This is a genomic window from Enterococcus sp. AZ020 (assembly GCF_050499205.1).
GTDB classification, from domain to species: Bacteria; Bacillota; Bacilli; order Lactobacillales; family Enterococcaceae; genus Enterococcus_L; species Enterococcus_L dunnyi.
The window spans coordinates 179,384-192,832 of the sequence record NZ_JBIPAT010000001.1 but is presented as its reverse complement, the minus strand read 5'-3'; the positions used below and the strand labels follow the sequence as shown (position 1 = coordinate 192,832).

General features: G+C 38.2%; 11 protein-coding genes and 1 tRNA gene. 11 read left to right on the top strand and 1 reads right to left on the bottom strand.

Going from position 1 to position 13,449, the window contains the following annotated elements; translation table 11 throughout:
• Positions 1 to 32 precede the first annotated feature (32 nt).
• The 7 genes from IGI58_RS00935 to IGI58_RS00905 all read left to right on the top strand — a co-directional run bounded on the left by IGI58_RS00935 (position 33) and on the right by IGI58_RS00905 (position 6,045).
• Positions 33 to 476 (top strand): SprT family protein, encoded by a 444-nt coding sequence (locus IGI58_RS00935; RefSeq protein ID WP_429955409.1) that lies wholly within the window; start codon positions 33 to 35, stop codon positions 474 to 476.
• Positions 477 to 694: 218 nt separating this feature from the next.
• A complete protein-coding gene (locus IGI58_RS00930) occupies positions 695 to 1,420 on the top strand; it encodes a YdcF family protein (RefSeq protein WP_429955013.1) in 726 nt (241 codons plus the stop codon).
• A gap of 15 nt (positions 1,421 to 1,435) precedes the next feature.
• Positions 1,436 to 1,906, top strand: a complete 471-nt coding sequence (locus IGI58_RS00925) for a pyridoxamine 5'-phosphate oxidase family protein (protein ID WP_429955015.1) — start codon at positions 1,436 to 1,438, stop codon at positions 1,904 to 1,906.
• Positions 1,907 to 1,995: 89 nt separating this feature from the next.
• Positions 1,996 to 2,078, top strand: a tRNA-Leu gene (locus IGI58_RS00920).
• A gap of 132 nt (positions 2,079 to 2,210) precedes the next feature.
• Positions 2,211 to 2,867, top strand: coding sequence for a hypothetical protein (locus IGI58_RS00915; protein WP_429955017.1), 657 nt, complete (start codon positions 2,211 to 2,213; stop codon positions 2,865 to 2,867).
• A 106-nt stretch (positions 2,868 to 2,973) separates the two neighbouring features.
• On the top strand, positions 2,974 to 4,629 hold the full coding sequence (locus IGI58_RS00910) for a glycoside hydrolase family 13 protein (protein ID WP_429955019.1): 1,656 nt from the start codon (positions 2,974 to 2,976) through the stop codon (positions 4,627 to 4,629).
• Between the two features lie 198 nt (positions 4,630 to 4,827).
• A complete protein-coding gene (locus tag IGI58_RS00905) occupies positions 4,828 to 6,045 on the top strand; it encodes a pyridoxal phosphate-dependent aminotransferase (protein WP_087641496.1) in 1,218 nt (405 codons plus the stop codon).
• Between the two features lie 87 nt (positions 6,046 to 6,132).
• Here IGI58_RS00905 and IGI58_RS00900 read toward each other — a convergent pair whose 3' ends face one another.
• On the bottom strand, positions 6,133 to 6,309 hold the full coding sequence (locus tag IGI58_RS00900) for a hypothetical protein (protein WP_225534487.1): 177 nt from the start codon (positions 6,307 to 6,309) through the stop codon (positions 6,133 to 6,135).
• A gap of 192 nt (positions 6,310 to 6,501) precedes the next feature.
• Between IGI58_RS00900 and IGI58_RS00895 the strand changes: the two genes are divergently transcribed.
• From IGI58_RS00895 to IGI58_RS00880, 4 genes are all read left to right on the top strand, one after another.
• Positions 6,502 to 7,329, top strand: a complete 828-nt coding sequence (locus tag IGI58_RS00895) for a helix-turn-helix domain-containing protein (protein ID WP_087641498.1) — start codon at positions 6,502 to 6,504, stop codon at positions 7,327 to 7,329.
• Between the two features lie 104 nt (positions 7,330 to 7,433).
• Positions 7,434 to 8,582 carry an N-acetylglucosamine-6-phosphate deacetylase gene (gene nagA / locus IGI58_RS00890; RefSeq protein WP_225534488.1) on the top strand — a complete coding sequence of 383 codons (1,149 nt, stop codon included), beginning with the start codon at positions 7,434 to 7,436 and terminating at the stop codon, positions 8,580 to 8,582.
• Positions 8,583 to 8,831: 249 nt separating this feature from the next.
• Positions 8,832 to 12,380 (top strand): pectate lyase-like adhesive domain-containing protein, encoded by a 3,549-nt coding sequence (locus tag IGI58_RS00885; RefSeq protein ID WP_429955411.1) that lies wholly within the window; start codon positions 8,832 to 8,834, stop codon positions 12,378 to 12,380.
• A complete protein-coding gene (locus tag IGI58_RS00880; protein ID WP_429955022.1) occupies positions 12,377 to 13,432 on the top strand; it encodes a WxL domain-containing protein in 1,056 nt (351 codons plus the stop codon). Before IGI58_RS00885 ends, IGI58_RS00880 begins: the two co-directional genes overlap by 4 nt.
• The last annotated feature ends 17 nt before the right edge of the window (positions 13,433 to 13,449 follow it).

The following is a 13,449-nucleotide window of genomic DNA, read 5'->3' as shown; positions in this document are numbered from 1 at the left end:
CTTCAAAAGAATACCGTTCAGATAATGATGAAATGAATGATCAGCGACTGCAAGAGTTAGTCGAAAGAATCTCTTTAGCTAATTTTGGTAAACCGTTCCGTCATCAGGCATATTTCAATCGACGACTGAAGACAACTGGCGGACGCTATCATTTACAGTCACATAACATCGATTTTAATCCGAAAGTTTTTGAACGTTACGGAGAACCAGAATTAGTAAATGTGATCAAGCATGAATTGTGTCATTACCATCTTCATTTAGAAGGTAAAGGGTATCAGCATAAAGATGCAGAATTTAAAGCACTATTGAAACAGACTGGAGGCAGCCGCTATGTTCGGCCGCTGGGAGAGCAAAAACCACAGTCGTACCATCAATATCAATGTGAAAAATGCCAGACTTTGATATTGCGCAAACGTAGAATCAATACACAGCGATTTGTCTGCGGAAAGTGCCGTGGAAAACTAATTGAATTATGACTATGATCTTAGTTTCCTCCAGATGGTTTCAACGTCTAGTGTTTTAGCACATTGAATTTTGCTAGCTTCACTGGCGAAATGTTATACGCTAGTTTATGTAATTAAAGCATAGCTTGGTAGTTGCTTTTGTTTTTACCATTTATTCATTTTTAGAGGACTGGACCGTAACTCGTAAAGTTATGCCCCGGTCCCTGTCTTATATAAAAAGGAGGGAGAAGATGATACAGTATTGGAATACAGTCATTGAGTATCTATCTGCTAAAGAAAAAGTCGAAGGCACCTATGACCTGACAATTTTAGCTGGAAATAGTTTGCCGTATCTGGCAGATGAGTTGATTCACTTGTACGAGAGTAAACGTACCTCTAAAGTCATGGTGGTCGGCGGAGTCGGACATGCAACGCCCTTTTTGGTGAAAAACTTCGAAGATCAAGGAGTCAAAGTAGATGCTGCGAGTGAAGCGGAGATGTACATCACCTATTTTAAAGAAAGATATGGTTTGTCTGAAGATCTATTTTTGACAGAAACCCGCTCAAAAAATTCAGGTGAAAATGCTCGCTTTTCGTTAGCAAAAATTAGAGAGCATGATTTAGCACCTCAACGTGTGCTGCTATTGGAAGACCCTATTCTTCAAAGGAGGCTTAGAGCTACTTTTGAGAAAGAATGGCGAGGATCAGGCAGTCAATTTACAAATGCAGTACCACTTATTCCATATATTAAAACGATCGATAATTCCTTGACCTTTGAAGCCAAGCAACTAAATGGTCTTTGGACAAAAGACTATTTTCTCTCACTAGTTTTAGGTGAGATTCCTCGCTTGAGAAATGATCGCAATGGTTATGGTCCAAAGGGAGCTGGTTACATCGAATCGATAGAAATTCCGATAGAAGTCCTGTCTGCCTATGAAAAATTGAGTGCTCATTATCATTATGAGTATGTACGCTAAAAAAGGAGTGAGAACATGCGCCGAAAAGAGTTTGAGGTAATCAACAAAGAAATCATTGATGAAATTTTAGATGAAGCTCATGTCGTGAGATTAGCATTTTTCGATCAAGAGTTTCCTTATATCGTCCCTGTCAATTTTGGCTACGAATGGATCGAAGAACGATTGTTTATATATGTTCATGGCGCACGACAAGGGAAAAAACTCTCACTACTAAAAGCAAACCCCAAGATCGGTTTTGAGATGGATTGTCGTCATAAGCTGATTACAGCTGATGAAGCAGCAAAGTATACCTATCATTATAGAAGTATCATTGGGCAAGGAATAGCCACTATTTTAACGGATTTAGAGCGTAAACGACTTGCTTTATTAAAATTGATGGAGCATGAAACGAAACGAATGGACTTTGATCTATCTGATAAACAAGTTCTAGGAACTGGGCTGATTCAAATCGAGGTCACAAATTTTACAGCAAAAGAACGCAAGTAGTAGGTCCAACTTACTCTGGGATTGACTTTGATAATTGAGTATTTTATACTAAAAGAGTTCGGCAGATGAGGTTTGCCGAATCTTGTTAGGCGGTCATGGCGGAATGGCAGACGCGCCAGCTTGAGGGGCTGGTGGGAGTACTCCCGTGGAAGTTCGAGTCTTCTTGGCCGCATAAATTTTGAGAGCAGAGATGCTCTTTTTTTATTTTTATTCATTATCCGAACACAGAATTTTTTGTTTGTTTTTTTTGTCATAAGGTCGTTTATGATATAATTAACTATCAATATGAAAGTGAGGGATATGGATGAAAAAGTTCATTAGTGTTGGTTTATTTGGTATGGTTATGTTGATTAGTGGCTTAGTGATTGGAAAGACTGTGGTCGGTAGCTCTTGGGGTGGAACGAAAATCGGTACTCATTCTGAACATATCACATTGGATCATGTTGGGGATTCATATCAGCTTTCTGGGGAAAACTGGAGATTTTTAGATGATGCACCTAGCTTTTCAATCAATCAAGATGGTGTTATTACAGCAATTGGAGAAGGTTCGGCAAGGATCGTCTATGAAGTTGAAGGAAAGACAGTTTATTCAAGTGTTAAAGTAGATGAGTTTCCAGATTGGGGCGAGTATAAGCAAATTGAAAGTAACGTTTCTATTTTAGGCCAGTTTGATCATCCATACGATGTAGAACAAATGAAATTTACTGCTACGAGCGAAGAATATTCTTTACATTTGACCTTACTTTCTAATGCTGGTAACGGCGGAAATTTTAGAATTTTTAGTGAAGATGAAGAGATATTGAATATTAGTTTCAGAGATATGGAAAAATCGGCTGATGAAGTTAATTTTGAAGAAACGTTACATTTAGAAAAAGGACAAACCTACTATATTTCTTTAAGTAATGATTTGTATTTTGATTTGTTGACATCTTATGCAATTGATTTGACACCAATCTTTTAGAACATACTGTTATGATCAATAAAAGCGTATGGGCATTTTACATACGCTTTTTTCTGATATCTTATATAATGGAATGAAATAAAACTGAGAATTGAAGGTGAGCCAAATGAACATTAAAAGAGCATGGTGGAAAGAGGCAGTTGGGTACCAGATTTATCCAAGAAGTTTTATGGATACAACAAATGATGGCGTTGGTGATTTGAATGGCATTCGCTCAAAACTCGACTATTTGAAAGACCTCGGCATCGGTTTTATTTGGATCACCCCTATTTATGAATCGCCTAATGTAGATAATGGCTATGATATCAGTGATTATCAAAAAATCCTATCAACATTTGGTACGATGGAGGAGTTTGAACTGTTATTAAAAGAGGCCCATGAGTTAGGGATCAAAGTCATCATGGATCTAGTGATCAATCACACATCTAATCAGCATGCGTGGTTTTTAGAGTCACGTAGCTCGATCAAAGATGACTATAGAGATTATTATATCTGGGCGGATGGAACGATCGATGGTCCGCCGAATAACTGGGTTTCGATCTTTGGTGGTTCTGCATGGGAATATGATGAAACGACAAATCAATACTATCTTCATGTGTTTGCCAAAGAACAACCGGATTTAAACTGGGAAAATCCGCGAGTGAAAAGAGAACTATTCACGATGATCGACTGGTGGCTGGATAAAGGAATCGATGGGTTCAGAGTGGATGCCATTTCTCATATAAAGAAAGCACCGCTTGAAACCATATCTGGAGATGACCCTCACGCACCCTATAAAAATGTTCAAGGAATTGAAACGCATTTAGAAGAATTACGTGATGTATTTAAAAAGCGGGATATCCTGACCGTAGGAGAAGCGAATGGTGTTAGTGCGGATGAAGCTCACCAATGGGTCGGAGCAGAAACTGGCTACTTCAATATGCTCTTTGAATTTGACCATATTTCATTGTGGAATCGAAATGAGCAGGAAAAGTTGGATGTCATTCATTTTAAAAAGACATTGACTGCTTGGCAGGAAGCCTTAGGCGATGGACGTGGCTGGAATGCTCTTTATATGGAAAATCATGATATTCCGCGTTCTGTCTCAAATTTTGGAAGTGAAGAGACGGTATTCTGGAAGGCTTCTGCGAAAGCCTTAGCTTTGACATTTTTACTGCTTCAAGGAACCCCTTTTATATATCAGGGACAAGAGATCGGTATGACGAATATGCCATTTCGTTCAATCGACGACATCGATGCGGTAGATACAAAGAATTTCTATTATGACATGCTCCAAACCGGATTGGATGAAGAAACCGCAATGGCTGTGATCCGCAGAACTTCACGTGATAATGCGAGAACACCCATGCAATGGACAGCGGAAGAATTTGCAGGTTTTTCAAGACGAGAGCCGTGGCTTAAAATCAATCCAAACAAACAAGAGATCAATGTACTGGATGAAACCAACGATCCAGAGTCGATCTTGAATTTTTACAAACAAGTCATTCAACTTAGAAACCAGAATGATGCCTTGATTTATGGCAGCTATAAACTTTATCTGCCGGAACATCCTCAATTATTTGTTTATGGTCGCCGTTTGGAACAAGAGCGCTATGTTGTGATTATCAATCTATCAAAAGAATTTGCATCGGCAGATTTACCAGAAAATGTTCGTATTGAAGAGTGGACACTCTTGCTTTCAAATTTGGATGATCATGAGATTCATCAACACACTCTATTTGCCCCATACGAAGCAAGAGTGTACAAGTATAAAAGAGACTGACAAGTTGGGAAAGTTTTCTTTGATCTATAAAGCTGAGTTCAAAAGATGGAGGCAGCGGGGCTTATTTTTTCAGTCGAATAAGAATAGAAGCAATCAAAAAAGGAAATTTTTTTAGAAATTTTCCAAATTTTGATTGCTTTTTTTTTCTGAGTGGCGTAACTTTAAACATATAAATTTTTTGAAAATGAGGGAGACAGTATGAGAAATTTCGAGAAATCCAATAAACTAGACGGTGTCAGCTATGATGTACGAGGTCCAGTTTTAGAAGAAGCAGATAGAATGCAGGAAGAAGGCATCCGCATTTTAAAACTGAATACTGGGAACCCTGCGCCATTTGGTTTTGATGCACCGAATGAAGTTGTGCGTGACATGATAACAAATGTCAGAAATTCAGAAGGATATTCTGATTCAAAAGGAATTTTCTCAGCTAGAAAAGCGATTGAGCAATACTGTCAGGTCAAAGGCTTTCCTAATGTGACGATCAACGACATCTATACGGGAAATGGTGTTAGTGAGCTGATCACGATGTGTATGCAGGGCTTGCTGAATAATGGAGATGAGGTCTTAGTCCCAATGCCGGATTATCCGCTGTGGACGGCATCTGTATCTTTAGCTGGAGGCAATCCAGTCCATTATATTTGTGACGAACAGGCAGAGTGGAATCCTGATATTGATGATATTAAAGCAAAAGTTACTTCAAATACAAAAGCGATCGTGTTGATCAATCCTAATAACCCAACAGGTGCGTTATATCCAAAAGAAATCTTAGAACAGATCGTTGAAATCGCCAGACAGAATGATTTGATCATCTTTTCAGATGAAATTTATGATCGTTTGGTCATGGACGGATTGACACATATTCCGATCGCAACACTTGCCCCTGATCTTTTTGTCGTGACCTTGAATGGTCTATCTAAATCACATCGGGTCGCTGGTTTCCGTTGCGGCTGGATGGTCTTGAGTGGAAATAAAAAACATGTGAAGGGATATATTGAAGGCTTGAATATGTTGGCATCGATGCGTTTGTGTTCAAATGTATTGTCGCAGCAAATCATCCAGACAGCTTTAGGCGGTTATCAAAGTGTGGATGAATTATTATTGCCTGGCGGTCGGGTGTATGAGCAAAGAGAGTACATTTACAATGCGATCAACGACATACCTGGGCTTTCAGCAGTGAAGCCAAAAGCGGCCTTTTATATCTTCCCTAAAATAGATATTGCCCGCTTCGATATTTATGATGACGAAAAATTTGTACTGGATTTTCTTCATGAACATCATATCTTATTGGTCCACGGCGGCGGATTCAACTGGACACAGCCGGATCATTTTAGAATCGTCTATTTACCAAAAATGGAAGATCTGAAGTTGACAGCAGAAAAGATGCGGACCTTTTTAAGTAGTTATAAACAAAAATAAGGTAATTCTTTCAACAAAAAAAGCGGTTCAAAACTTTGTTTCGTTTTGAACCGCTTTTTAATTAAGACTATCGCAACCAGAATAAAATCAGTCTGTACTACGGCAATCTTTCTTACTAATTACCATTCGATTTGTATATTTTTCTTCCATGTCTGGACTTGGATCTGAAACAACAACAAGATATGCATTTTCATATTCTTTTTCGACATAGCCCATATAACTATTTTTTTCCCAGCTAAAGCTAATTCGTTTCTCCTGCTCCATGAGTAAACACTCCTTATTTACAAAGTAAAATTTTTAAATCGTCTTGGTCTAGCGTTAGGTAATGTTCTTGCAGTATATTATGCAATAAAGTACAATAAATACATAATGCGAATTCGCATATTTTTCTTTTTTTTATCAAACGATGCATTTTTAATTGTTTATGATAATTAAAATAGGCATAGGAGTGAAGAAATGGACTCTTTTGGAGCAGTTATTAAAGAAATTCGTAAGAATCGAAAATTAACACAAAAGATGTTGTCAGAAGATATTTGCTCACAGAGCGTATTAAGCAGAATCGAAAATAACGAAGAATTGCCTAATGTTGTTGTTATGCAGCAACTCTGTCAGCGCTTAGGTGTGACGATCGATCAAATTATGCAGTTTAAATCAGATGATGTTCGGCTGCTGACTCAAATGTTTGAAAAAATCGCTGATTATTTTCGTCATAAAGAATACAGTAAAATCATGGATTATATGGAGGCGACCAAAATCGAAGATCGTCTTCATTTAGATACAGATTGGCAGCGCTATTATTATTATTTAGGTAGTTGTAAATTTTATCTCCACAATAATTATGAGCAGGCGATATTCGATCTAAAAAAAGGGCTATCGTATACGTACCAATCTAATAAGGACAATCTATCAGATTTTGAAATTCAGGTGATCAGCTGTATCGGCAGTACTTATGGCAGTATTGGTAAAATAAATGAAGCTGAAAAATATTTAAAGCTTAGTATTCACTATTTTCATAAATTGCCAAATGAACGGGTAAATGCTGAACTGACAAAAATATTCTATAATTACGCAAAATTCTTAAAGGATCAGGGACGGTTGGATGATGCTCAAATATATATCGATCAAGGAATCGTCTGGTCTCGCTATAGAAATAGCTATTACTATTTAAGTGAGCTGTTTCAATTGAAAAGTCAATTGATGCTGGCTAAAGGAATCATTGATAAAGCGAAAGAATACGAGGCACTATCTGAACAAATCCGACACATCGAAACCATTAAAATCTAACGAAGACAGCGTAAGTTTTTTTATAAAAGGTCTACACCATTCTTGACTTATACTGATTTTAAGAGTACGTTTAAAGTAGAAAAAAATGAGAAAGAAGGATGAAGATGAGAACGTTTATCTTTGCTGAAAAGTTCTTTTTGAAAAGCGATGTAAAAGGACCTGGCTATTTAGAAATTACCGATGGTATTTTTGGAGATTATTATAAGGAAGTCCCTGAATCAGATGCAAAAGTGATCAAAGAAGAAGGCAAATGGATCGCTCCCGGATTGGTCGATACACATATCCACGGGTATATGAATCATGATGTCATGGACAATGATGCAGAAGGCTTGAAAGTAATGTCAGAAGGCTTATTGTCTTGCGGCGTAACATCATTTTTACCAACAACACTGACATCAAGTAAGGAACGTTTGAAAGATGTAGCCCAAACGATCGGAGAAGTGTATCAAGATGTTCCTGGTGCGAAAGTACAAGGAATCTATTTTGAAGGACCTTTCTTTACAGAAGAACATAAAGGAGCGCAAAATCCTAGCTATTTTGGTGATCCTGATTTAGATACCTTCAACGAATGGCAAGAAGCTTCCGGCGGATTGATCAAGAAGATCGCTCTTGCTCCTGAGCGTAAGGGAGTAAAGGAATTCGTCAAAGCTGTGACAGATGAAGGTGTTGTTGTTGCTTTAGGACACAGTGATGCGACGCTGGAACAAGCAACAGAGGCTGTTGAAGCTGGAGCTAGTGTTTTTGTCCACGCGTACAATGGGATGAGAGGCTTAAATCATCGTGAACCAGGAATGGTTGGTGCGTTGATGTCTTTAAATCATGTATTCTCTGAATTGATTTGTGATGGGCATCATGTACATCCAAATGCAGCAGATATTTTGATGGAAAAAGCAGGGCACGATCACGTTGCTTTGATTACAGACTGTATGATGGCTGGTGGTATGCCTGACGGTAATTATAACTTAGGGGAATTTCCAGTTGTAGTTAAAGATGGGACTGCCCGTTTAGAAACTGGTAATTTAGCTGGAAGTATCTTGAAGCTGAAAGAAGCAATCAAGAATGTTGTCGACTGGGAAATTGCTACACCAGAACAAGCAATCATGATGGCAACATTAGTGCCGGCAGTCAGCTGTAAGATCGATGATCAATGCGGAATGATTGCAAAAGGACGAGATGCAGACTTTATCGTGTTAGAACCAACGATGGAACTAGCAGCGACTTATTTAGATGGAGTCGAAAGATACCGTAAGTAACACTTTGTGAAAAAAGAGAGTGATGCAAAACTGATTTTTAGTTTTTGTATCACTCTTTTTTTGCGTTATATAAGGAGTTTTGTTCTCTAATAAGATAACTTTTGTTTTTTTATAATATATAAATTTCTATTGATTTTTTCACAAAGTTTCATCAAATTTCGTCCTTCAGTATCCCCTATTTTTATAATTAACCTAGTTTTTTTGCTGTTAAAATAAAAAAGTGAGGAGGTGACGATAAACTTGAAAAAGGTGATCAATTGTACTTCAATTTTGCTATTAATGTTTTTGATTTCATTAATAGTGAGAACTTCACCGATCGTAGGGAAAGAAAATTATCAAATCACCATTTCCGAAGGACTATCTTCTGATGAAAAGGAAGGAATGTTAACAATTGCAGTACCAGAGGAAGAAAAAATTTTAATAGTTTTTGATAATCTTGAATGCCCAAAAAAGGAAGAAATAGAAGGTGATTATGGAGAAGGAGCAGGACAACAGACTCTACAAATTCAAGAAACAGAAGAGTCAAATCAACTAATCCTTTCTACCAAAAAAAGTGATGCAGCTCTTTCTATAAGCTGGAAAATCCGACAAATAGATCCAAACCAGCAAAGCCAAATCCGATTGATCGATCAAGATAATCAACTTCTTGTTGCAAAAAAAATTGCGTCAATGCCAATCTATGTAGATGACATGGAATTTCCTATGATTGAAACAGTGTTTGAATCTGAGCTAATTGCTGATCAAAAACAGGAAGTGTTGACGAAAACAAACGTATCATCGGTTGGTAGAACAGCAGGTTCAAGCTTAACTGGAAAGCAGCAAGCAGCAAATGATGCAGCAAATGCTAAAGTGGGATTCGACCCTTTACACCAGATCAAAATTGTGCATGATTTTAATGAATTCAAATCAGCGTATAACGATGGAACAGTGACAAAAATCATACTGGCAGCGGATATTTCTGGGAACAGCTCTCTAACAGCCCGAAAAACCTCAATTGAAATCGATGGTAATGGCTACACCCTTTATCTAGGTAATTATTCACTTGCTTTGGATGCTTCTGGACCTACTCAAGCATACGCGATTTTTCATTTACACGACGTAGTTATTGACCAAAATATAGAAAGTGCATCCTCCTATTCCTTCATTGGCGGCAGTGGTGCCTACGATTCAACTCGTACTAGAAACTGGTATTTTCGGATAGGAAATCTTTCTAATGTGAAAGGGAAAATCGGCATCAATGGTGTAGCCAGAGTAGTAAGAGCTTATTATGCTGAGGTAACGGTATATGGGGAGATCGATCTTTCAACAAGCGCTGAAAATTTTTATGTCGGCAGCATGATTTATGAAGAAGATACGATCTACAAGGGTGAGATCAGATACTATAACTATTCGATCATCTGGCATGTTATGGAAACACCTTCCGGCAAAGGCTATACAGGTGAATCTATGGAGCATACCATTAAAAAAAATGCTACGGTTTATTATAAAAATCAAACAACGAATCATGCAAATTATCCAGCAGTCTACTCCAATTTCAAAAATTTTACCGTTGAAGAAGGGGCTAGCTTTTCAGCAGACATGAACGGTAATGCGTTTGCACTATATTATCCGGGTTCGTCCCTTTTGATCAAAAAAGATGCGGTAGTTAGTTTGGTCACACAGAAAAATCATGCGGTACTTTCTTATTGTAATAATGATACCGCAGTAAATGTTGAACCAGGCGGGAGTCTTTTTATCAAAGGAAATACGAAAAATAGTTCAACATCTGGAAGTGATGGAAATACGACAGTTTATGGACTGATCGATTTTAGAGGACGGGATTATGGACAAGATCTGTATCGGAAATATAAGGATATTGACAAAAAAGATAGCAAACGCAGCTTAACCTTAAATAGACCTAAGGCATATGATTTTAATAATACTCTGGACAGCATATCAGGCATTCAAGCTCGAGTGATGGAAATTCCGAACAATGTCGGCTGTACATTTGAGTTGGTTCAGTCAGATGTTAAGTTATGGAAAACGACCTCATACTCAGAGCAATCTCCAGATAATAGCTATTCTAATGTTGCAACACTTAGTGTCAATGGGAGAGGTGATAATGAGATTGTTTCTTCTGATACAGGGTTAGCGAAAACCTTTAGGCCGAATAATGTTAGACGGATCACTGGAATGAGCGTAGAGCCGCAAATTGAATGGCTTGCTAACACAGACGCTGACGATAGCTATGGTTTATATGTAAAATCTGGGGCACAATTTGAAGGCATTAACGAAAAAACAGGAAAAGCAGCTTTTTCATCACTGTATGCAGATCAGGAACCTGCTGAAGCGATTTTTATTGATTCATATGGTGAAATAGTGGGGCCTGTAAAGTCAGACAAAGATGGACTGATCGGCGTGACGAATTCTGATAATCGTTTGAATCAAACGAATCAACCCATCAGTGCAACTGTTATACAAGGTCCTTGGCTGATAAAAAGCGAGACAACGGTGATCGATATAACCCCGCCGCCGCCAGCTAAATTAGAGAATGAAGAAATAACGAACGCGACCAAGCAATTAAAAGGACGAGGAAATGAGCCGAATACAAAATATTTTGTTGAGGTCTATGATGAAGCAGATCGAATTGTCGAAAAGCTTAACGGTGTCGTAGCAGCCGATGGGACATTCGTTGCTGATTTACCGCGCTATTTAGAAACATCAGAGAGTGTTGTTATTTATTTGGAAGACAATGCAGGATTGGCTCCACCCGAAGTATACAATCCGCCCAAAACGAATAGCATAAACGGGAATAAAAATCCTTCCGAAGGATTTTACTATCGAGACACCTATTTTGAAAGTGCTGCAAGATTCCAAGTGAAAGATATTTTGCCAGACCGACCTTACCTTGAAAAAACAGCTGAATCAGTCAAGCCAAATCAACTAATTCAAGTTGGAGATCAAATCAAATACGAGATTTTAATAAAAAATGACAAACCAAATGAGTATCAAACAAATTGGAAAAATATTCAATTGACCGATCAGCTTGTACCTGAGTTAGACTTTGATCCTGATCAAGCAGAGCTAATGTTGAATCAAATTTTATTGGCAAAAGAAAGCTATCACTACGATCCTAAAACAAGAGTTTTAGCTGTTGATGTAGGGGATTTAGCGAGTCAAGCGTCTGCAAAAGTTTCGTTTAAAGCTCGCGTGAATCATTCTGCAGTAGGAAAAATAATAGAAAATCAAGCGCAAGCAACAGGTGATTCACCAAGAGAGAAGCAGTTTGTTTCAGGACCAGAGAATCCGAATGCGGAACATGAAAAAATCGTAGGAGAATCACCGATCGTTCGTTTTCCAGAACAGCCGATCCAAGGTTATTTGGAAATTATTTCTTTTCCTGAAACGATGGATTTTGGTATCCATCAGGTAGATGACAAAGAAACACTAGTGACGGAACCAGTTTATTCAAAAGATTTGATCGTTCAAGACAAACGGGACAAAAAAGAAGAGTGGTATATCACCGTATCATTGACGGAAAAGCTAATGCTGTACGAGGAAAAAAAGAACTATTATCTAGAAAATGCTATTCGTTTTAAAAATGAAGGAAGAGAAGCTCCGATTACTAGTGAACCAGAAATCATCGTTCGGCATAAAAATACGGATTCTTCTGAGTACAATGTGACACAGTCTGAATGGTCTGATGCTGATAGAGGCTTTGTCTATCGACTACCTGCTGGAAAAGTAAAAAAAGCGGGAAATTATCGTGCCGATTTGACATGGACGATAACAGATGCCTATCAGGGGGGAAATAAATGAAAAAATGGATTTGGTTTTCGATTTTCTTACTATACTCATCCAATTGTCTTTGGCTGGGATCATTTTCTTTGGCCGCAGAAGATGGCGGTGCGCTCAAGACAGAAGGTGTTGTTAGTTTTAAGGAGAATCAAGAACGACAGGAGATACACGATTCTTCGAAGGGGAGCTCAAGACGTTTGCCAAAAGCTGGAGAGAAGGGGGATACACAATTGCTGCTCGTAGGATCGATCCTATTGTTGACAGTGATCCTAACAAACATATATCGGTTTTATTCTGTTAAGGAAAAATGGTTTCTTTTTTGTCTCGTGCCATTAGTCGGCATCACCATATTTCCAAAAGAAGTGAATGCTGTCAGGAGAGAAACGGGTCAAATTTATTTTGATAAGCCTGCTGGAAATCACATCTTTGATCCAGAATTCCCTTCAAATAATGTTGACCCAGGAAAAGTTATACAGGCAGGGCAGTATTTAAGAGTAGAGTTTGTTCCCCAGTTGGATTTCGGCATCAATGAGCGTTCAACTAAAGATCAAATCTATTATGCAAATGCACAGCTATTCTATGGGACAACAGGTGCTAGAGGAAACTTTATTCAAATTTCTGATATTAGGGAGAAAAGCTTGGGCTGGAGTCTACTTGTTAAACAAGAGACGCAATTTGCAAGTTTACATGAGCAAAAATTAGAGCTCGACGGAGCGAAACTATCACTAAAACAGGCTTGGATCAATAGTAGCCATGAAACCGCATATCCTGAATTGACATCACAAGCAATCGAGCTAACACCAGGAGAGATCCAGCAACTCGCTAGTGCTGAAGTGGGCGAAGGTGCAGGAACCTGGTTGCTTTCATTTGGTGCTTCGCAGGAAAATGAAAATAATCAAAAAAACTCACTTGTTCCAAAATATCATACAAATGGACAACCCTCGATCGATGCAGTTTATCAAAAGCCGGTGTATCAAAATCACGCAGTAACTCTAGCTGTTCCTGGTAAAACAGCCAAAAAAGCAGCAGTATATCAAACCCAAATAACTTGGATACTATCTGAGTTACCATAAAAGCAATAGGAGGAATC

Coding starts and splice junctions, on each gene's coding strand:
- IGI58_RS00915 (WP_429955017.1), top strand. CDS start 2,211: ATGAAAAAGTTCATTAGTGTTGGTTTATTTGGTATGGTTATGTTGATT.
- IGI58_RS00905 (WP_087641496.1), top strand. CDS start 4,828: ATGAGAAATTTCGAGAAATCCAATAAACTAGACGGTGTCAGCTATGAT.
- IGI58_RS00930 (WP_429955013.1), top strand. CDS start 695: ATGATACAGTATTGGAATACAGTCATTGAGTATCTATCTGCTAAAGAA.
- IGI58_RS00910 (WP_429955019.1), top strand. CDS start 2,974: ATGAACATTAAAAGAGCATGGTGGAAAGAGGCAGTTGGGTACCAGATT.
- IGI58_RS00900 (WP_225534487.1), bottom strand. CDS start 6,309: ATGGAGCAGGAGAAACGAATTAGCTTTAGCTGGGAAAAAAATAGTTAT.
- nagA (WP_225534488.1), top strand. CDS start 7,434: ATGAGAACGTTTATCTTTGCTGAAAAGTTCTTTTTGAAAAGCGATGTA.
- IGI58_RS00935 (WP_429955409.1), top strand. CDS start 33: ATGAATGATCAGCGACTGCAAGAGTTAGTCGAAAGAATCTCTTTAGCT.
- IGI58_RS00880 (WP_429955022.1), top strand. CDS start 12,377: ATGAAAAAATGGATTTGGTTTTCGATTTTCTTACTATACTCATCCAAT.
- IGI58_RS00895 (WP_087641498.1), top strand. CDS start 6,502: ATGGACTCTTTTGGAGCAGTTATTAAAGAAATTCGTAAGAATCGAAAA.
- IGI58_RS00925 (WP_429955015.1), top strand. CDS start 1,436: ATGCGCCGAAAAGAGTTTGAGGTAATCAACAAAGAAATCATTGATGAA.